The organism is Pseudomonas sp. AC172, assembly GCF_979258595.1.
On record NZ_OZ409868.1, the window covers coordinates 2,284,635 to 2,303,429 of the forward strand.

Genomic DNA, 18,795 nt, shown 5'->3' on the forward strand with positions numbered 1-18,795 from the left:
CGACGAAGCGAAAACCCTCCGGATCCAGCGATGGCGCGCAACTCTCGGCGACCAGGACTTCCGCATGCAAAACCCCGAGGGGCATCGGGAAACCCTGCACGAAATGGCAGCCACGCTCCGGGATGAGGGTCTGATCGACCAGCTTGAACAGTTCGACATGAACGAGATGGCATGTGTCGCGACGAGCGCGGCGCCGAATACATCAAGTCGGTCGAGATATCTCCGGAGGGCATCTACAAGGTCGAGCGCCTGACTGACGCGATAGAGCATTACTACCTGGAGCTGCGCAACAGCGCGAACCCTAACCGTTTGGTCGCGTCAGGATGGATCGCCATTCCCGACGAGATCTCAATGGACGAAGCCCAAGCCGCCAAGCTGTTCTTCGCCGCCGGCGCCTGGCATCAGGTGAAGGTCGCAGCGTGAGACGTTTTCGCACCCAACAACGCAAACGACAGCCCTGGCTGGACTTGCCGGCCAGCGGAATTGAAGAGGTAGGCAATGGCCGAAGAACAGGACCTGACGACGGAAGAACCGCAGCTGACAGCGGAAGCCATCAAGCAGCGCAAGAAACGAGAGAAGGCAGCAGCGAAGGACGCTGCATTGGGCGTCGAGAAGTTTACGGTTGAAGTCGCCGGGGTGTTCAAGCCAGACCTCAAGCGGGTCATGGCAGCGCACGGCATCAACAACCAGCAGGAGTTTATCAGCTTCTGCTGATAAACCTGATCGCCGCCGACTTCGATACCCATGCGAAGATGCTTCGCTGTGTCACGACACCTTTTGTTGTTACTGAAAAGGTGTCGCGACTGATCGAGACAGCCGGTATGAATTCACTCGGTGACGACCCACCATAGCCTGATGACGAAGTTATTGATCCAAATCGAGCAAGACTCACTCCATCTGCTTCACTCTAATCCATTCCGTCTTCAATATGCCCTGAGCAATTGAAACAATTCTCCCACAATTATCGAAAACCGAATTTTCAATAGTATTCGCATTTTTTAAGGCGACTTGAACCTCATTAAGCAACCCTTGAAATGCTGGCTCCTTAGGGTTTGAAAGGAGGTGAATTTTTGCACTCAGGGAGAACGCCGATTGCATCAACCTTCTTCTCTCTTCTTCCCATGAAGCCGTCAAGCTGGCCGCAGTGGCTTTATCATGAGCGTCAATTTTACTTATGAAGACTTGATGTGCAAGCTTCGCCTGTGCATGAGTCTGCAATATCCCCACTGCTGCAACGTAGTCAGCACACGTATCGCGTAATTCGTTAATCCATGCTTGCCTGCTTTCTTTCAGGGCCGCCGCTTTGGCGAGAGTCATCTGATTACTGGCAGTTCGCTTATAAGTGAAAACAGAAACCCAGGCACCAGCCATGACTGCCACAGCAGTGAGAATAAAGCCGAAAAGAGTTACTAAGTCCGTCCCAGTATCAACGACAGCTTTGATTTCTGGTAATTGGTGGAGCGTCACCATCAGATTTTCAATCGCCACACCTGCTCCTTGATCCGACTCCATGCCGGTCACCCGTAATACGCCATCCCAATCCAAATTGCCACCACGCCGCCCAGCGACGAGGGAGCACTTACAATGCTTGCCGTGGACAAGCTAATTAAGCATCTAGCATAGCAAAATCCATATTTACAGCAAATGTGTCTATTGACTGGCCGGTCGCCTCACAGTACAAAGCAAGATCACTCCAGAACGGCCAGTCACTTACCTCGTGCAACGCAAATAATAAATAATATCCAACACTCCAGTCATCTTTCTCATCGATAGAGGCAACTGCGTAGAATTGCAACCTATTACCATACTCTAAAACCTCATCCAGCGGCATCCTAAACGCGCCGACTAAATCGTGCAGAGCAATAGCCCTCTCGCTCCATCCGTGCTTAATAACTACAGCAGTATTCTTTACGCGTTGCATCCGAGCCACAACCCTCCCGAGAAAAACACGTAACTCTAGAGGCACAGATTGGAACTTATCAATGTATGTAGTGACACTTTGAAGATAATGAGCCTTATCTACATCATCTAGCGTACCCGAACAAAACGGGTAAAGCCCATTCATGTTATGTGGCTTCGTAAATGAATGACCTACGGTCCAATCTTTGATGGAATCAAAAATAACCCTGCCCGGATCAGAAAACCTCAGCTCATGCTGGAGCTTCATGTTCTTTAGGCGATCGACTGTATACACACTAACGTCATTCGTAACTTTATGATGCTCGTGACACATCAACATCAGGTTATCAAAGCGACGACGATCTTCATTGGTCATGCAAGGATTAAATCGTTCACCCCCTTTCTCAGCCGCTTCTATATGACAAATTTGCGCTATAAACACACCATCCGAATTCATAATCAAATGAGCACACTCAGGAAATGCACATAAATTCCCCGACTTCAAAAACAACTCACGCAAAGTTCCAGAGAGTGGTGTTAGGCGCTTTACTTCCTCAAACATTTTCATCTCACATATTTCTCAGAACATACTCTGGGAGACTTCATACGCCTCTTTTTGGCAAATTGCCACCATGCCGCATCCGGCCACGGAGGGCGGCGCATGCATGGAGAAAGCCATGACGCACAACTGCGCATACGTCCGGCAGCACTACCTAGTGCCAGCTGAGACCGTCTGACGCGTTAAGGCCGGCGAGTAGTACACCAACTTCCCAAGGCCTCAGTGAAGCGATCGATCAACCGGGCGGCCACGCGCCGCCGACAGACCTGGCTGGACTTGCCGGCCAGCGGAATTGAAGAGGTAGGCCATGGCCAAGAGCAATGCAGATCGCTCAGCGAAAGCCGCGGCGAAGAGGAAGGAGCGCGGCGAAGAGGAAATCAGGATGCACTGCCTGCCCGGCACGCGCCAAGCACTTGCTGAGTTGATGGCCTGGAGCGGTATCGAGGAACAGGGTGAGGCCATCACGCTGATGATTCACCACCTGCACGGCCTTGGCCCCGGCGGCGCCCTTCCACTACTTGAGCCACCGCCGCGACACAAATACGAAATACCTGAAAACGTGTCGCGAAAATTGAAACTCGCCCACGACCGCGAGGCCCTTCGCATCACCCACGACGAATAACCCTACCCACGCTGCGCATCCGGTCATGGAGGGCGGCGCCTGACTGGAGATAATCCATGACCCACAACTGCGCATACGTCCGGCAGCACTATCAGGTGCCCGCCGAAATTGGCTGCCGAGTTATTGCCTACGGGAAGCCCGGCGTCATCCTGGCAGATCGCGGCCACTACATCGGTGTGGTGCTGGATGAAGACCCAAAGAAGCGCATCGGCAACTACCACCCCACCCACGAAATGCAGTACGGCGACATGGCCGAGACGCTGCCGCTCAAAGAGTGGCTGGTCCTACCGTTCAAGCATGACTGGAACGATCTCGACTGGAACCGGGAGGCCCGCGAAGATCTCGTAAGGGTGTGGGCAGCCACTCGAAGTCAGGCTAAGTACAAGGCCTACGAGCGGCTTCAGGATTACTGCCACAGCATCAAGGCGATGCTCCACTTCAAAGTCCGGCGCGCCTGATACGTCATAGTTTGTTGCGTCAGTTCAAACTCTTCAACGCAGGCTTATGCCGATGTCACAACCATGCATCCCTACCGCTGAAAAAGCACTCCAGTTCTTTCCATCAGTGGATATTCGCAGAGCACTCTCGTTGCCACTCAAGAAATAACCTTCAAATAGCATATCGATTCTTTCGATAACGATTGCATGCGGAGGTAATGTCCGGACTTGCAGAGCAATGTCCGCAGGGCCACGACGAATTGTTATCAAAGGTCCGACAACCTCCACATCCCAATTGTCGTCACCGGCTGACCATATGTTGTCAACGATCTTCAGTGTCGTTGCGCCTGTTGTATCCGCAAGAAATCCCGATAGTCGAACCGGTGCACCAGACTCTTCGGGAGGTTGGACAGATAACAGATCGACTCCATGGATTTGAATTAGAACTTTACAATCAACGAAGCTGACACCGGCAAATCGAACTTCAATAGGATCAGGGCCGAAATCAAATAACTCTGATGCAAACCCTTGCTGCTTGCACGCAGGGTTATCGTTTGCTTTGGCAACAGTTGCGGCAGATAGAGTTCCACGCGCTCGTTTTTGATTGCACTGCATGCAAAGCAGAGTCATCCCGGCTGGATTGTGCTCCTTCGCATCCTTGAAGTCTGGAGCGAAGTGCTCGTAATCATAGTAAGCCAGGCCGCATATCACGCAGCCAAACCCACAACGAGCGCGGATTTCACGACGGACATCCTGTGGCATGTACCGGCCAAGCCCATGCTGGTTTCGCTCTGCCATTGCTTTCTCTCGAATGTGTCAAGCCCATGCCGGGCCGAACACAAATACCGCAACGACGGGCAATGCGCCAGCTCAGGCGAAACTCGGCGCCTCAACGGTTCGATGCGCCGACTCCATGTAGCTTGCCAGGTCGATCACCTCCCGAAGGAACACAACCACCTCCAGCTTCACGCCGTCGTCCGGCAGCCTTAGCCGTTTCAGCATCGCTTTTGCGTCCTCTTCGATCGCCGCTAGTGCATCCACATCGCTCTGCAACCTCATGTCGGCCTCCTGCCAGTGTGAGATTGCAGATGAATACCCCACTTATACGAATCACGCCAGCCGGCGCGGCAGGCGTATGCCTGGAGAATGCTTATGAGCACTTTCGCTGTGTTTGGAACGACCATTGATGTCGCCACCGCGGAGGCACGCAAGAAGACCAGCGGCACCCGCAAGAACCTCAGGGCTCCAGGCGGCGTCGAGCCAATACCGGAGCCTGAGTGGCTTGAGATGGTTCGCAAGCGTGCTGAGAAGATCATAGGGGGGAGCTACAGTGCGTCAGCTCTCGCCATTGTTCGACGCGCCGCAGTACGCCGAGCAGTTCATGGAGCTGGCTCGCAAGACTTTGCGCTGTCGTGATCTGAAGATCAGGGCAAAGGCGGTTCTGACCGACGTCAAGGGAAAGCCAATCCTCAATCCGAGAACCAAAGTGCCGAAGGCCGGCTTTACGGATTGGCCGCAGATGCAAGGAGCGCAGGCAACATAATCTGCACCTGATCAACCTACGGGAAATCGCTCTGGCTACTTGGCAAAGTCGGCATGAAGAGGCAGGATAATGGCGAATCGGCATGAATCAGGGAAGAACATATGCAATACGCTCTGTGCAGAAATGACGGAAAAACTTGGGAAGCTTATGCATTTTCAATGCTAGGCCACTCGGAGTTAAGCGATAAGCGTAACAATCTTATCTGTACAATGTGCGGAGCACTGGCATGGTTCCGAAAGGAAAGTACCCACGGTCACCCCGCTCACTTCTGTGCCCACCACAACAATGAATGCGAGTTAAAAGCAGAATACGTAGTTGTCGACCAGGATAAGGGAGATGGTACTGAAGCGGTAGATATGCTGAAAAGCAGTGGCGATATCATAGTACGTCTCGACAAAGAAAAGGGTGGTGATATCGATGTAGCTCCACCTTCAGAGCTTCCAGGCGGTCCGGCTTCGCAAGACGGAAGAACACACCTTGTAAAAGGTGGAGATAGATTGTCGAGTCAGGAGTTTACCTTACGTCGAATTCTGCATCGATTAGTACAGAGCCCTGATTTTCGGAACTCCTCCGCAAAATTAACTTTTTTTAAAAAGGGCGATGAGCCTTATATCTCAGGCTGCGTAAAGGATATCACTCGTGCATTCAGCGAGATTTCAAAGGAAGAAACAAGTGAGAACCCCATGTTCTACTGGGGACCAATCACCAGCGTCAAAACAACTTCAGATGGAAAGATCTGGCTAAATTCCTCTCCACAATATCAATCTGTTAGCGTGGCAATATTCCCAGACATTGCTGATGACTTCATCAAAAGTTTTAATATTGATGAGCTAGATGATTTAGCGGGTGCACACATCCTCGTATCTGGAAAGTGCTTTTTCACCGGAAAGCAACAATCTAAACCTATCATCTGGTGCGGCGCGGTGAATCAAATTGTAATTCGACGTTATCGAGCAGCCAGCTTACAAGTAGCTGGATAACACCAAGCATGCGCCAGGAACCCATTGGTTGCCTGGCACTGTTTATTTTTTTCGCACCGCGTCATGATCAGAAGAGAACTCACACATATACACGTTTTGAATCGCAGAAAAATCCTTAACTGGCATCTTCATATCACCGCGCATGTAGCTCAGAAGTTTATGCGCCTCCACGTGGACGTGGTCAGCAAATAGAGTTTGATAAGCCCGGCTCGCATTTCCCGGGGGAGTGTTACCGAAGTCATTTGGACAGTTGGTCCACCTCCTAAAAAGCTCCAACTGAGCGTCACTTGCAAACTGATTATCTTCCTGCATTTAGAACTCCTTGTCTCGGTCCTATGCCGGGCCGAAAAAAAATACCCCACTTCTACGAATCATGCCAGTTTGCTCTAGAAGAACCAGTGGAGCCTTCACAAAAGGATGTCAGTGAGTTCTTCAGAAATCATCTTATAAACACTATCTTTGTTTTGCTCCATAGAAAGAGGAACTGAAGAGAGTATATGATCATAGAAAGAATTGTTTCCGATCAATTCAACGTTAGCTGAATTAGGGTGCTCAGATAGCGTTTTGTTTATCGAATTTCTTATAGCCCGGCGCAATGGTGAACCAATCAATCCTAGCCCCCTATTGCCCGAAGCTTTCTTTATGCGTGCGACGTCCGCCGAAAGATCCTGCAGCATCTCTAAAATTACTTGATCCGGACTGCCGACCCTCTGCTCAAGAGTTGATACGGAAAACGTGCCAAAACTTTTCAAAAAAGAGGTCTCACCGCCGGCAAGACCGGCCTTATGAGTTGCTACCAACTTTTCTGCCAGCGCAGTTTTAAACGCCATAACCTTACCAAATCTTAGATCTCGAGGATAACTAAGATGCTCAATAACCCCAGTATCAAATGAATAGTCCGTCTTATCATCCTTAATTATTACTGTAGGCTTATCAAACGCAAGGCGCATCCCGAGTTCAAACATAACATTTGGATTTTTACAACTCACATCGCAAACAACGATATCGGACAAGTATATATTCTGAACTATACGCTTCTGAATAACCCCAACATCATCTTGCTCGCTAACCAACTTAACATCTATCTGATAGCTTTCAATCGTTGAAATCGACTCGACGATAATATTTTTTACTTCAATCCAGTGTTCTGCGGAGCAACCATCGATGGAGGATATAGGCATGACAAGCCCGCAAGTAATGGAGCTTGGAACTTCGTCATCCTTTTGGATAGGTTCCGGATTTGTTCCTTTTGCCATGATCATGCCCTCGATGAGATCCGCTTGAGTTGCAATGATGGCACAGAGCCGTATTTTCCTCTATCTACATGAATGCCACTTGAGCTACCCCATTTTTTTTCAACCGCCCGGGCATGCCCCGGCATAGGACGCCCCATGCCCACAGAAAACAAACCGACTGCACCAGTCACAGCGGCTGAAGAACTCGACGCGGTTCTGCACTGGCGCAACAAGCATGCGACCGCGATCAAAGAACGTGACGCGCTACGGCAGCGCCTGAACGCAGCGGATCAGCAGATTGATGAGCTGGTGGCAGAGCTCGCAAAAGTCCGCCAAGACCCTTGCAAACTGATCGTCGGGGACGAACTGCCATGACCCACAAAAGCTACAGGCTCGACCCGAACGTGAGAACCATCACCGACTTGGTGACTGATGAGCAGGTGCAGAGCTCATTCCAGGGCACCAACTTCGGCCACGATGACTTTCGCGGGCTACTCGCTCAAGGGTGCATCAAGGCGTTGGCAGGCTGGCATCAGGGGCACACGCTCACCAGCATCCTCGAAGAGCTGCGGCTGATCAGCTGGAACCGGCAGATCGGCAAGATCAAGGTCACCGCCAAGGGTCGTCACTACATCTGGCTCGCTTTTAAAGGCCGCCCGGGCGTCTAACCCTAAAAAGATTAAATCTGTACTTCTCCCGAAAATTTACTCCCTCCCCCTTCAAACCGATGATAGGGCGCTAAAACTATTACTCGATCTTCGGCGGCTTATCTGAAGAAGGTTGCAACCAGACGCTATACAACGAGCTCGGCCTTTTTAGAAAATACCAATAATGAAAAAACTCCATTAGCGTATTGAAAACCACTCCACATACAACCGACCAGACAATGCCGACAGATCCGAGATCAAACATCCACACCAGTAATATTCCCGTGTACATGTTTATCGAATTTGAAAAGGCGTGCCTCACATACCAGTCGACTGGACTGCCCCACAGATCCACCACGTCCGGGCGGTCTTGCGAAATCACTCGATGCATTAGCGAGCTTATTCCGTAAGGCACAAGAAACGTCGGGAGGCATGCAGATACCGAAAGAAACAGCAGCTTGATAAAATCTAATCGTTCAAATAACTCTGGATTGTAAATATATAATAACAAGAAGCCCGGTATGACGAGACCAACCAGTCCAATAGAGACATTAGCAGCAATTGAGAAATTTATTTTTTCAATATTTTGAATATCCATAAACCTTTCAAGCTCCGTATCGAACAGTCCAATACTGCATATTTCACGCATTGCGCCCACTGGAGCGTCCATTTCAAACGATAACCCGAAACCCTTTTAATTAGACAGCCTGCTGGTGTACGGCGGGCGAGGAATTCGTATGTCCGCACTGAACCGTTTTCATGAAACAGCGAGCGATGCGCTGGAGAAGATCAGCGCCTGCCTGCCGGCCGGTGCCAAACTCTGCCTGGCCATCTACACCCCTGAAAAACCAGAACTCGACATCGTGCTCCAAGACAAAGGACTCGCCCTGAACGAGGTGGTTTCGACACTGCGCCGGCGCGGCCTGAGCATCGACGGCGACAACGTTTATAAGCGCGACCTGCTGGACGCTGTGGTCGGCGCACTGGCACTCGGCGCGCAGAACAGCAACCCGCCGCCGGCAGAACACTGGGGCCAGCGCTCTGGGATATCGGCCGGGAGGAACGCGGGCTGCACGAAGAGCTGGTCGCCGCGCTGAAACTCACCCGCGAGAACCTGCGCGCATGCCAAGCCACCATTCACCTGGCAGGCGGGTTCGACCCCGCATATGTCGACGATGTGCAGGCCGCAATCGCCGTTGCCGGCGCGGTGCTGGCAAAGGCCGGCGCATAACCCATCACCACCTTCTGCCGCCACGCGCGGCATGGAGCAATATCTCATGGAAACCGAAATCCTCTCCGACGAGGAACTGGCCGCACTAACCGGCTACAAGGCCCGGGCCTACCAGCGCCGCTGGCTGATTGATCGCCAGTGGGTGTTCGTTGAAAGCCGCGGCAAGCGCCCGCTGGTGGGCCGCATGTATGCCCGCATGAAGCTGGGCATGATCAGCCCTACGGTTGCCGATCCGAACCCGCCGCCGGCTGCACCGGTATGGACACCAGACTACTCGCGAGTGAATTGATATGCGCCCCCGCAAGGCCGACACACGCAACTTGCCGCCTCGGATGTACCAGTGGACACGAACACGAAAAAGCGGAAAGGTTTGGATCGCCTATTACTACTTGGATATGACAGGCAAGGCGATCCCGCTGGGCAAGGATCTGGACTTGGCCAGGGTCAAATGGGCGGAGCTGGAGGCGAAGGAAAAGCCGCTTGATCTGCGCACCATGAAAGGCATCTTCGACCGATATATCCGCGACATCGTATCGAAGAAAGCGGCACGGACGCAGAAGGACAATTTGGCGGAAATCAAGCAGCTTCGGCCGATGTTCGACAGCGCTCCCATCGACTCAATCACCCCAGCAACTATCGCGGGGTACCGCGACGCGCGGACCGCCAAGGTTCGGGCGAATCGGGAGATTGCCACCCTCTCCCACGTTTTCAACATTGCTCGAGAATGGGGACTGACGACCAAAGAAAATCCCTGCCAGGGCGTGCGAAAAAACAAGGAAACACCGAGGGACTATTACGCAAATGATGTGGTTTGGGATGCTGTTTACATGAAGGCAGCTCAAGAGCTGAAAGACGCGATGGACTTGGCCTATCTGACCGGGCAAAGACCGGCAGATGTCCTGGTCACGAGGAAGGACGATGTCGAGGGAAATTACTTGGGTGTGCAGCAGAATAAGATACACAAAAAGCTGCGTATCCAGATGACTGACGGTGATGAGCCAAACAGTCTGGGCCTGTTGATCGGGAAAATGGCCGAGCGCAATGCTCAGCACATTTGCAGCTATTTGATCGTGAGCGCACGCGGCAAGCGGATGACCGCGAAGATGCTTCGCGATCGATGGGACGACGCCAGAGAAACGGCCAAGAAAGAAGCTGAAGAAAAAGGCGATGTTCAGTTGGCTGCGAAAATCGGAGGCTTCCAGTTCAGAGACATCAGGCCGAAAGCGGCGTCTGAAATCCTCGACGTCGGCGATGCGAGCCTACTCTTGGGGCACACCAAAGGAGACATTACCGAGCGCATCTACCGACGAATTGGCGCCATTGCCAAGCCATCAAAATAACCCCAAAAACCGTTACAAAACTCAAAATCCGCCCCTTGTAGAATGCGGGCTGTAGAGGTGCCAAAAAATAAACGTATCGTAACGAAAAGCGGCTACAGGCCTCGGTTTCATGGGCTTTGCATATAGGTCTTGAAAACCGTCGACTGTAACAGGTCCATGAGTTCGAATCCCATCGCCTCCGCCATCTTATGTACGGCAAAGCCCTGATTATTCAGGGCTTTGTCGTTTCTGGCGCACTGAAAAATTTCTGTCGTGCCAGACGCGTTCCACAACTCGCCCTATTTTCTCCCTTCTATGGCGTCCTGCCGAACCTAAAACACTCTTCATGTAATACGGTGCTACGCTGGGTTCTTTCACGGAGGAACCCTCCAATGCCGAATTCAGATCTGCTCCCTTCTCTGCTTGACAAAATCAATGAGAACCAACTCGCTCTCGAAGCCGCCATCTTGGAATTATCCAATTCGGTCGAGCAGCGCGGATCGGCCGACGTCGCCGAGAACGTCCGCGGCGCCCTCTGGGCAATCGACAAAAATGAGGAGTTCATCAAGATGACGCTTGCGGTTTTGATGACGCCCGACAGACCGCTATCGGCCAGAAGCGGTCTGTCGCAGCTGTCTGCGTCCGCCCCATAGATGCCCTTAGCGAAGAGCAGCTACCGACCTAAAGCTGCTGCTGGGGTCTGGGGTGCATTGGTGAGAAGCAAGCAAAGGGGACACTCGACACCCAGGGCCTATTCGCCCTTGGTCATTTCAACTCTCCCCATCTCCAACGCTCCGCTGAGTTGCAATGCATTTAGTACACGGGCGGGAAGGATAGTGAAAAGGGCTGCCAGTAGACCGTGTCGCCAGTGGCCATGAGATGCGAGTGTGTGGCCTAAATGAGACAGTGCTGCGCTGGCAGCCATTTCTGGTGTAATGGTGATGGCAGCAGGTTCTGTGCCTGCTGCCATAGCTGTCGCCATGACGGTGGGCTGGAAGGACAAAACGTCGAGTTGATCTGAATACTCAAATGCCAGCGGAACAGTGAGATGATCAACGAAAGCCTTGCAGGCTCCATAGATCTGCGTACCCGGCCAATAAAAGCGCCCCACTATGGAGCCTACGTTAAGAAGTGCTGCACGTCTTCCCGTCGAGGAGGAGTGCCTGAGGAGTCCAGGCAGCAACGTATGGGTCACGATAGCGGTGGTACTGACATTCACTGCCAGCAAACGGCGTAAAGTGGCAATCGGCACATCCGCATAACGCCGATGTACTGTGGTGCCTACACAGTTGATCAGCACCGAAAGATCAACATCCTCTGCGGCGGCGGCCAGGGCTTGATAGGTGTGTGGGGCCGAATCCGACAGGTCAAGCGCGACAGTTCGAACTTGAACCCCCAACTCCTGCAACTCGCTCTGGAGGCGGTCAAGTTTGGACTGGGTACGTGCTGCCAAGATCAGGTTAAAGCCGCAGTGTGCTAATTCGCGGGCGAAAGCTCTGCCCAAACCGTCGCTGGCACCAGTGATGAATGCCCAGCTCCCTTGACCGTAGCGTTTGGCTAAAGATTGGCCGTTGAATCGCGCTGGTAGCCAAAGGTAGATCCAAAGCCACCGTGCTAGCTTGACCAATGCCCAAGTCAGAAGAGCTGCGCCGGAAATCTGCAGTACAGCCAGTAAATTCAATGCCATCGAGGTACCTCCAGAAGTGGATGGATGCTTGAAAAGTCTCATCACTACTGTGGTAACCAAAGGTAGGGGGCTGTTTCGAAACATCAGCCCGTTAGCTGCCGGAGATTGGCCAGAGCAGTGGTGAAGGCCAATCGTGCTTCTCTGGCGTTATGTTGTCATTTACATATGTTCAGATGCCGGTTTTGTCTGCGCTCGCTTTCAGCTTTCGCCGAATTCGGCTCAAGTGAACTGGGGTCACCCCCAGATAACCTGCAAGCACGTGCATGGGGATTCTTGCCAATCGATCTGACTGAGTGGAGAGCATGCCCAGATATCGTTCTGTAGGGGTTTGCGAGATGGCACTGGTGTAGAGCTTGATGTAGTCGGCCAGTCGCAACTGCGTGAGTGCCAGCAACTGAGTCTGCAAGATTGGTTTCGACAGGATCTGCGCCAGAACGGTGTCCCGGTCTAGCACGCACAGGTGGCACGCTTCCATCGTGATAATTTCCAACTCGCTTGGACAGCCGCTAACCAGGCTCTCCAGAGAGCTAACGACCTCGCCCTCAAAAAAGAATTGGACGCTGATATCCGTACCTTCTGGGTCGCGCACGCAGATCCGCACTGCACCAGCTTTGATGAGGTAGAGGTTTTTAGCGAAGTCACCCGACCGTAAAAGAGCATGGTTGGCCTCTATGTAGAGGTCTTTGCCGAACGTTAGGAAGAAGTCGCCTAGGACAGTGTCTAGTTTCATGAACGCAGTATCGCACAAGGATTGGGTGCGCCGGTGTCGACAGGCCGCTTTTGGCCGAAAGTAGCCGCACCGCTACAGTTCGACGCCTCACCCTCGCCCACCTGTCTCGCCTAGATTACTGTACACGCATACAGATTTTGTACGGCGAACCCCCTTCCGCATTTGCCCCGCCTGCCTCGATCGCTTTGGTTCGCGTGACGACTACCGGACCTGCGCTGGAAAAGGTTTTGCGACAAAGATTTAGCGCCTTTTTCGACCGGTTAAACTAGTGGAGGTGGGGGATATGGCCTGTCCAATAATCACCCCCTCAGCTTGAAATAGTGGCCCATAGCCGGTATTTGTGTGCGCCTCAAAAAGTAAGGACGCCAACTCATGCGAATTCAACAAATTTCCCTCGTCGCCGCTACTCTCGCCGCAGTCACCCTCTCTGGCTGTGTGACCGCTCCAACATGGACCAACAGAGGGCCATCGACGATTGTCACCGCCAAAGGGATGATCTCTTGCTACGAAGACGCAAACATCATCGACGGAGAGCGTATGCAAGGCACTATCTGCGCCACTCCTGAATCTGGCTTTTTCGGCGGCGGCGAACCAGAGATCTACTTTGGGCCATGGAATCGGAAATTCATGAAGGAACCGGCAAGTACAACAACGGCAGGTGTAACTCGAGATTATCAAGGGAAGACGGTGTTTCTTCAGTGCGACCCGGTTCTTGCACCTGGCACTAAGACTGAAACCGGGCGGACGTGCAAGGTCACCGTCAATGGCCAACTCCTAGTCACAGCGTATGTTGAGTTCAAAAAATAGAACGTTCCGTGCCGCACTCACATGCGGCACCCCTACCTCGCGTCACCACATCAGCAGAAGGAATGGCAGAAGATGCCTATCGAAGAGTTTGGCGGTAAGAACAACTACAAAATTACTCCACCGCTACCACAGCATCTTGAGCACCAACCTATTTACGCAATGCCGTACCAACCTTTCGATGGCATGTATCGTAAGAACACTGACGCACGATATCTATCAGTCGGATTATCGCAATGGGGGCACGAAGATCTATCCCTGAAAATCATGCGCTACAGGGACCAATGGTCACGTCAGTCTGAGGAGATCCCACTCCATAGAGTCATCGATTCGACTGTTTTTCTAGCGAAGGTTTTGCTGGATAGAGACCAGCAAAGCGTAGAGATAGAACGAAATCTTTTTGTAGATCAGCCAGAAGGATTTCGAGTACGAGAGGAATCCGTAGCGGCTACTGACATCCAGAAGTTTGAGGCTTTTTTAGAGACTCACAACGACGAACTGAAAGAACGCTTCAACAAGCTTTTTCAGCTGCTCAGTAGCCTCAAAACACAGGGTAAGCTCTAACTATCCAGTTTCAGATCGCGACACAATTTTCTCGTTCGCGTAACGGGTCGCTACCTACTTGGATCGGCGATCTATACCGCTGCAAAATCACCTTGCAAGTCCCCCAGTCGCCGGAGCCACCGCTGGTGGTCGATGCCGACAACCTGCACAAGGTTTTCGATCTTTTCAGCCAAGCGGAAAACCAGCACACCACCCATCAACGCGAAGGCTTGGGAATTGGCCTTTCGCTGGTGCGACAACTGGTGGAAGCCCATGGTGGCTCGGTGGATGTGCGCTCCGAAGGGGTTGGTCGTGGCTGCACTTTTACCATTCGGCTTCCGCTGTGCCGTCCCCACCAGCAGGCGGCGGATCAAGCGCAGGCCTGCGGTGAATCAGGACGGTTGTCTGGCCAGAAAATATTGCCGGTGGATGACTCCCAAGACGTGATGGAAGTGCTGCAGATGTTGTTGGAAATGGAGGACGCCCACGTGGAAGCGTTCAGCGACCCGTTACTGGCTCTGGAAGCCGCGAAAGAGGGCAATTACGACGTGATCATTTCCGACATCGGCATGCCCGTCATGGATGGACATGCGCTGATCCAGGCCATTCGCCAGATCGTCCATCACAAATACACGCCGGCCATTGCGCTCACAGGTTATGCCACCAGCAGCGACCAGAAAAAAACCAGACAATCGGGGTTTAATTACCACGTGGGCAAGCCGGTTGCTCATGATGACTTCATCGACCTCATTGATGAGGCTTGCAAAACTCGACCGTATTAACCCCGCGACGTTTCGCTACGATTCGCCCTTTACCATGCTTTCGCTCGTAAGCAGCCGGCTTCGAGCGACTGCTATTGGCCGCAAGCTCCCGCACCGCGACTGAGGTTCTCTACACAAACTGCCTGTTCACCCCTCGGCGCCGCTATACAACCCCCAATTCACACAACAACCCTTATGCATCCCGAAAACACGCCGATAGCGTCCAGCAGCATGGAAGCACCGCAGTAGCAATGACTCCCTGGAAGGCAGGAACCCGATCAATGTTGGAATACCTATGGCGCAGCATCCATTCCCCGGACTACTTGCCCAACGTACTGGAATGGATGCTCCATATTCTCCTCAGCCCGTTCATGGTGATCATGTGCCTGATGGTCGGCGCGCTGGCCGGCAAATGGTGGAGAGCACTGCCCTACGGCAGCCTGACTTGTTATGTGGTCTTCCTGAGCCGGTCTTCTTTCTATCGGTGGGAAAGCATTTTCCCCGTAGCCGGCCTGCCTGCACTGGCGATCGACGGCGCGCTGTTGGCGCTCCTCGGCTTTTATTTGAATGGCTTACTCAGAACCCGCGCAGAAGCAAATCCCGAAGGCCATTGGCTGCGCATGCTTTATCAAGGCCTTAAGGTCGTCCTGCTGACAGTCATGGTGATGTTCTGGGGAGTGGTCGTGCTGTTTGTCGTGGTCTTCACTGTCTCGGTCGCGACCCAACCATCATTGGCACATTGAGCAGCCTACAGCCAAGAACGGTGCAAACTTGCCGAGTGAACTCAGCATCGCCCAGGCCAAACATGCCATCGAAGCTGTGGCGATTGATTGAGCGAGCGCGCCGACTCAATTCGATCCTTGAATCAATCAGTGATCCGCCACTCACGACAGTCCATCGAACCAGCCCAGCACGCGCATGACCTTGGTGTAGGTTTTTTGATTGGCGAAGAGCGTCAACAGCACCAGAGCGCCGCCCAAAACCGTGAAAAGCACCCCGCCAGTGCCATCGATGAAGAGCAGAAACACACCCAAGGCCGCGAATGCCGCCCCCAGCGCGCCCATCACCTGTCGGCTCTGCTTCTGCTCGGGATACTTGCCAAACATCGTCCTGATCTCATTCACTCGCTGGTATCAATCCACTCTAGACCAGGGGCGAACAGCCACTGATCATTCTTGCGTCATGGAGGCGCGCATCCGTCGCAGTAAAGCGTTTGCAGATGTGCTGCAATAGGCGTCGAAAAAGTCACATTGCGTGTCAACTGACCTGATCCGTTAACCGTCACCAGAGAAGCCCTGCATGCCGAAAAAACCGCCGGTCAATAAAGAGGCCGCCACCGCAGCTGATATCGAGCGTTCTATTCAGGCCTTGAACAAAATGGCCGAGCGTCTGTGGGGGAACGGGCGTGAAGCCGAGGCCAAGGCGCTGCTCGATGCGCTTGATGCCTTGAACCGGGCACTCGACAGAATCCGCATTGGCGAGAGCCGCCGGGTTGTCACCCTGCATTAAATTCCGCATCAGTCGTCAGTCCTGCCAGCGTGGCAGGGCCCGATCTGCGCCTTACGGTTTGAGTATCAGCACCGGCTCACCCTTCTTGACGATGTAAGTTGCCAGTTCGGAGCCTTTCTCCTGGCCGACATTGCGGGCGATATGCGCCACGCCTTCCGGGATGAACAGCGAATCACCGGCCTTCAACGTGACCGGCGCCCTGCCCTCCAGTTGATACTCGAACGTGCCGCTGATCACATAAGCGACTTCCACACCCGGATGGGCGTGTCGGGGCGAGGTCACACCCGGCTCGAAATCAACCCGTGCCTGAATCACCTCGCGCTCGGCCGCGCCGAGATCCTCGCGGACCAGATCGGTGCGGCTCAGCCCTTGCTGCCAGCTCTTGGGTTGAGCGTCAGCCGCGTGTGCGAGGCCGATCATCGAAGCGAAGATTACTGCGGTAGCCAGAAACAGTGGACGGTGCATGGCGTGCCTCTCAAAGGTCGTGTTGGGGTGACCTCTACTGTGGGCGCGGCATGTAGAAGGGATGTGTCGCAAAACCTCGGTTTGTTGTTTACGTGTGTCCCTGCACGGGATTGATACACGCTTATACAAATGCCTCGCTGGAGGGACATTGCGCCAACAGCCATGTCCTGAACGCCGCGATCTTGCGGCTATCGGCGGTTTCATGGGGCGTCACCAGGTAGAACCCCAAGTCGTCCTTCAATCGCAGATTAAACGGGGCGACCAGCCGGCCTGCACGCAGATCATCGTCGACATACGTCGAACGCCCGATGCACACACCCTGCCCGTCCACCGCCGCTTGCACGGCCATCATTGCCAGGTCGAAGGTCAGGCGCGGACGCTCGGCCAGTTGCGCACACTCACCGGCTGCGCTCAGCCAGTTGTTCCAGTCGCCGGCGGTCATGCCACTGACTTGCAGCAACGTGTGCTCGAGCAAATCGGCCGGTGCGCTCAGGCGTTTCGACGCGTCGAGCAACGCCGGACTGCACACCGGAAAAATCTCATCGGACATCAGGAAATCGGCGCGCAAGCCTTTCCAGTCGCCACGCCCGTAGCGAATCGCGGCATCGATGCCGCCCCGACGAAAATCGACCAGCTCGGTGGATGCGCTGATGCGCACATCGATCGCGGGAAACGCCTGCTGAAATGCCGGCAATCGCGGCAACAACCATTTGGAGGCGACCGACACCAAAGTATTGATGGTCAACACGCTGTTGTGGTGCGACTCCATTAACGCCTGCGTTGAATAGCGCAATTGGTGGAAAGCTGAGCGAATGCCAGGCAAGTACGCCTGGCCGTCTTCAGTCAGGGCCAGCCCATCCTTCAGCCGCAGAAACAGACTCACGCCCAATTCTTCTTCCAGACGACGGATCTGATGGCTGATAGCAGTTTGCGTGACGTTCAGCTCTTCGGCAGCCTTGGTGAAACTCATGTGCCGAGCGGCACACTCAAACGCTTTCAAGCCATTGAGCGAAGGGAGGCTGGCGACCATGGCGATTTCCATACTCATGAGATTTTGTCATACGCTAACACTGCAAATGACCTTTGCGAAGCACTGCCCCTGCAAGGGATGCTGACACTTCCTCACCCACTGGAAGTGCCATGAAACTGTATTTCGCCCCGATGACCTGCTCGCTGGCGCCGCACATTGTGCTGCGCGAATTGGGCCTGCCTTTCGAGCTGATTCGCGTCAACAACCAAAGCAAGTGCACGGCCGATGGACAAGACTTTCGCGACATCAACCCTAAGGGCTATGTCGCTGCGCTGGTGCTGGATAACGGCGAAGTGCTGACAGAAGGCCCGGCGATCTTGCAGTTTCTCGTCGATCAGGTCCCCGAAAGCGCGTTGGCGCCGACACTCGGCAGTTGGCAGCGGACGCGCTTGCAGGAGGACCTGAACTTTATCAGCACAGAGATTCACGCTGGCTGTGCCCCGCTGTTCGACGCGCAGATTCCACAGGCGACCAAAGCGATTTTTACGCAAAAGCTGTTTAAACGCCTCGACTACCTGGACCGCAGGCTGGCGGATCAGGACTATTTACTGGGCGCGTTCGGTGTCGCCGATGCCTACCTGTTCAGCGTGCTGACGTGGCTGCCCAGCTTCAATATCGATTTGCAAGACTGGCCGGCGCTGGCCGCCCACACCCGGCGGGTCGCCACCCGTCCCAGCGTCGTTGCGGCCATAGCGGCTGAAGCGGCGACGCAGCCGGTTTGATCGCCCTCTACGCTTTCACTGCGCTGGCGGCTGATCATTTGTCCGTTGGCCCTGAATCTGTAAACTGGCGCG

General features: G+C 53.6%; 26 protein-coding genes and 4 pseudogenes. 18 read left to right on the forward strand and 12 right to left on the reverse strand.

Annotation, left to right across the window (positions count from 1 at the left end):
- Positions 1–171 precede the first annotated feature (171 nt).
- Both ACZ0A4_RS10105 and ACZ0A4_RS10110 read left to right on the forward strand, forming a co-directional pair.
- Positions 172–423, forward strand: a pseudogene (locus tag ACZ0A4_RS10105) (hypothetical protein); the annotation flags it as partial.
- 75 nt (positions 424–498) lie between these two features.
- Positions 499–851: pseudogene (locus ACZ0A4_RS10110) on the forward strand (hypothetical protein).
- Positions 852–888: 37 nt separating this feature from the next.
- On the opposite strand, the gene ACZ0A4_RS10115 reads toward ACZ0A4_RS10110, so the two are convergent.
- Positions 889–1,512: a hypothetical protein gene (locus ACZ0A4_RS10115; protein ID WP_463574415.1), complete on the reverse strand. Its 624-nt coding sequence runs from the start codon at positions 1,510–1,512 to the stop codon at positions 889–891.
- 94 nt (positions 1,513–1,606) lie between these two features.
- A complete protein-coding gene (locus ACZ0A4_RS10120) occupies positions 1,607–2,461 on the reverse strand; it encodes a hypothetical protein (protein ID WP_463574416.1) in 855 nt (284 codons plus the stop codon).
- Positions 2,462–2,765: 304 nt separating this feature from the next.
- Here ACZ0A4_RS10120 and ACZ0A4_RS10125 point away from each other — a divergent pair, with 304 nt between their 5' ends.
- A complete protein-coding gene (locus ACZ0A4_RS10125; RefSeq protein ID WP_463574418.1) occupies positions 2,766–3,080 on the forward strand; it encodes a hypothetical protein in 315 nt (104 codons plus the stop codon).
- Between the two features lie 56 nt (positions 3,081–3,136).
- A complete protein-coding gene (locus ACZ0A4_RS10130; protein ID WP_463574419.1) occupies positions 3,137–3,538 on the forward strand; it encodes a hypothetical protein in 402 nt (133 codons plus the stop codon).
- A 33-nt stretch (positions 3,539–3,571) separates the two neighbouring features.
- On the opposite strand, the gene ACZ0A4_RS10135 is transcribed toward ACZ0A4_RS10130, so the two are convergent.
- Both ACZ0A4_RS10135 and ACZ0A4_RS10140 read right to left on the reverse strand, forming a co-directional pair.
- Positions 3,572–4,315: a hypothetical protein gene (locus ACZ0A4_RS10135; RefSeq protein WP_463574420.1), complete on the reverse strand. Its 744-nt coding sequence runs from the start codon at positions 4,313–4,315 to the stop codon at positions 3,572–3,574.
- Between the two features lie 72 nt (positions 4,316–4,387).
- On the reverse strand, positions 4,388–4,576 hold the full coding sequence (locus tag ACZ0A4_RS10140) for a hypothetical protein (protein ID WP_463574421.1): 189 nt from the start codon (positions 4,574–4,576) through the stop codon (positions 4,388–4,390).
- 271 nt (positions 4,577–4,847) lie between these two features.
- Between ACZ0A4_RS10140 and ACZ0A4_RS10145 the strand changes: the two genes are divergently transcribed.
- Positions 4,848–5,060 carry a hypothetical protein gene (locus tag ACZ0A4_RS10145; protein ID WP_463574422.1) on the forward strand — a complete coding sequence of 71 codons (213 nt, stop codon included), beginning with the start codon at positions 4,848–4,850 and terminating at the stop codon, positions 5,058–5,060.
- Positions 5,061–5,161: 101 nt separating this feature from the next.
- Positions 5,162–6,040: a hypothetical protein gene (locus ACZ0A4_RS10150; RefSeq protein WP_463574423.1), complete on the forward strand. Its 879-nt coding sequence runs from the start codon at positions 5,162–5,164 to the stop codon at positions 6,038–6,040.
- A 42-nt stretch (positions 6,041–6,082) separates the two neighbouring features.
- Here the strand turns inward: ACZ0A4_RS10150 and ACZ0A4_RS10155 are convergent, their stop codons facing one another.
- Entirely contained in the window at positions 6,083–6,352 is a 270-nt protein-coding gene (locus ACZ0A4_RS10155) for a hypothetical protein (protein ID WP_463574424.1), read from the reverse strand.
- Between the two features lie 95 nt (positions 6,353–6,447).
- Positions 6,448–7,296, reverse strand: a complete 849-nt coding sequence (locus tag ACZ0A4_RS10160; RefSeq protein ID WP_463574425.1) for a hypothetical protein — start codon at positions 7,294–7,296, stop codon at positions 6,448–6,450.
- A 135-nt stretch (positions 7,297–7,431) separates the two neighbouring features.
- Here ACZ0A4_RS10160 and ACZ0A4_RS10165 point away from each other — a divergent pair, with 135 nt between their 5' ends.
- Positions 7,432–7,650, forward strand: coding sequence for a hypothetical protein (locus ACZ0A4_RS10165; protein WP_463574426.1), 219 nt, complete (start codon positions 7,432–7,434; stop codon positions 7,648–7,650).
- Positions 7,647–7,943 carry a hypothetical protein gene (locus ACZ0A4_RS10170; protein WP_463574427.1) on the forward strand — a complete coding sequence of 99 codons (297 nt, stop codon included), beginning with the start codon at positions 7,647–7,649 and terminating at the stop codon, positions 7,941–7,943. The genes ACZ0A4_RS10165 and ACZ0A4_RS10170 overlap by 4 nt, the downstream gene beginning before the upstream one ends.
- Positions 7,944–8,022: 79 nt before the next feature.
- On the opposite strand, the gene ACZ0A4_RS10175 is transcribed toward ACZ0A4_RS10170, so the two are convergent.
- A complete protein-coding gene (locus ACZ0A4_RS10175; protein ID WP_463574428.1) occupies positions 8,023–8,592 on the reverse strand; it encodes a hypothetical protein in 570 nt (189 codons plus the stop codon).
- Between the two features lie 67 nt (positions 8,593–8,659).
- Here ACZ0A4_RS10175 and ACZ0A4_RS10180 point away from each other — a divergent pair.
- The 4 genes and pseudogenes from ACZ0A4_RS10180 to ACZ0A4_RS10195 form a co-directional block, all read left to right on the forward strand.
- Positions 8,660–9,153: pseudogene (locus ACZ0A4_RS10180) on the forward strand (hypothetical protein).
- Between the two features lie 46 nt (positions 9,154–9,199).
- The gene (locus tag ACZ0A4_RS10185) at positions 9,200–9,442 is read left to right on the forward strand and encodes a DUF4224 domain-containing protein (protein WP_095190012.1); all 243 of its coding nucleotides are present in this window, start codon (positions 9,200–9,202) and stop codon (positions 9,440–9,442) included.
- A 1-nt stretch (position 9,443) separates the two neighbouring features.
- A complete protein-coding gene (locus tag ACZ0A4_RS10190; protein ID WP_463574429.1) occupies positions 9,444–10,493 on the forward strand; it encodes a tyrosine-type recombinase/integrase in 1,050 nt (349 codons plus the stop codon).
- 371 nt (positions 10,494–10,864) lie between these two features.
- Positions 10,865–11,071: pseudogene (locus ACZ0A4_RS10195) on the forward strand (hypothetical protein); the annotation flags it as partial.
- Positions 11,072–11,223: 152 nt separating this feature from the next.
- On the opposite strand, the gene ACZ0A4_RS10200 reads toward ACZ0A4_RS10195, so the two are convergent.
- Together ACZ0A4_RS10200 and ACZ0A4_RS10205 are read right to left on the reverse strand one after the other, a co-directional pair.
- Positions 11,224–12,159 carry an SDR family oxidoreductase gene (locus tag ACZ0A4_RS10200; protein ID WP_463574430.1) on the reverse strand — a complete coding sequence of 312 codons (936 nt, stop codon included), beginning with the start codon at positions 12,157–12,159 and terminating at the stop codon, positions 11,224–11,226.
- 169 nt (positions 12,160–12,328) lie between these two features.
- Positions 12,329–12,889 carry a Crp/Fnr family transcriptional regulator gene (locus ACZ0A4_RS10205; protein ID WP_463574431.1) on the reverse strand — a complete coding sequence of 187 codons (561 nt, stop codon included), beginning with the start codon at positions 12,887–12,889 and terminating at the stop codon, positions 12,329–12,331.
- A 372-nt stretch (positions 12,890–13,261) separates the two neighbouring features.
- Between ACZ0A4_RS10205 and ACZ0A4_RS10210 the strand changes: the two genes are divergently transcribed.
- From ACZ0A4_RS10210 to ACZ0A4_RS10225, 4 genes are all read left to right on the forward strand, one after another.
- Complete coding sequence (locus tag ACZ0A4_RS10210; RefSeq protein ID WP_463574433.1) at positions 13,262–13,696, forward strand: hypothetical protein; 435 nt, start codon at positions 13,262–13,264, stop codon at positions 13,694–13,696.
- A 72-nt stretch (positions 13,697–13,768) separates the two neighbouring features.
- Positions 13,769–14,257, forward strand: a complete 489-nt coding sequence (locus ACZ0A4_RS10215) for a DUF6530 family protein (RefSeq protein ID WP_463574434.1) — start codon at positions 13,769–13,771, stop codon at positions 14,255–14,257.
- Positions 14,258–14,382: 125 nt separating this feature from the next.
- Positions 14,383–15,018 (forward strand): hybrid sensor histidine kinase/response regulator, encoded by a 636-nt coding sequence (locus tag ACZ0A4_RS10220; protein ID WP_463574435.1) that lies wholly within the window; start codon positions 14,383–14,385, stop codon positions 15,016–15,018.
- A 260-nt stretch (positions 15,019–15,278) separates the two neighbouring features.
- Entirely contained in the window at positions 15,279–15,740 is a 462-nt protein-coding gene (locus ACZ0A4_RS10225) for a hypothetical protein (RefSeq protein ID WP_463574436.1), read from the forward strand.
- Between the two features lie 141 nt (positions 15,741–15,881).
- On the opposite strand, the gene ACZ0A4_RS10230 is transcribed toward ACZ0A4_RS10225, so the two are convergent.
- Complete coding sequence (locus ACZ0A4_RS10230; protein WP_463574438.1) at positions 15,882–16,103, reverse strand: hypothetical protein; 222 nt, start codon at positions 16,101–16,103, stop codon at positions 15,882–15,884.
- Between the two features lie 193 nt (positions 16,104–16,296).
- Here ACZ0A4_RS10230 and ACZ0A4_RS10235 point away from each other — a divergent pair, with 193 nt between their 5' ends.
- On the forward strand, positions 16,297–16,506 hold the full coding sequence (locus ACZ0A4_RS10235; RefSeq protein WP_463574439.1) for a hypothetical protein: 210 nt from the start codon (positions 16,297–16,299) through the stop codon (positions 16,504–16,506).
- A 51-nt stretch (positions 16,507–16,557) separates the two neighbouring features.
- On the opposite strand, the gene ACZ0A4_RS10240 is transcribed toward ACZ0A4_RS10235, so the two are convergent.
- Both ACZ0A4_RS10240 and ACZ0A4_RS10245 read right to left on the reverse strand, forming a co-directional pair.
- A complete protein-coding gene (locus ACZ0A4_RS10240) occupies positions 16,558–16,926 on the reverse strand; it encodes a cupin domain-containing protein (protein ID WP_463577531.1) in 369 nt (122 codons plus the stop codon).
- A 166-nt stretch (positions 16,927–17,092) separates the two neighbouring features.
- Complete coding sequence (locus ACZ0A4_RS10245; protein WP_463574440.1) at positions 17,093–18,001, reverse strand: transcriptional regulator GcvA; 909 nt, start codon at positions 17,999–18,001, stop codon at positions 17,093–17,095.
- Between the two features lie 110 nt (positions 18,002–18,111).
- Between ACZ0A4_RS10245 and gstA the strand changes: the two genes are divergently transcribed.
- Complete coding sequence (gstA, locus tag ACZ0A4_RS10250) at positions 18,112–18,723, forward strand: glutathione transferase GstA (RefSeq protein ID WP_463574441.1); 612 nt, start codon at positions 18,112–18,114, stop codon at positions 18,721–18,723.
- Positions 18,724–18,795: the final 72 nt, after the last annotated feature.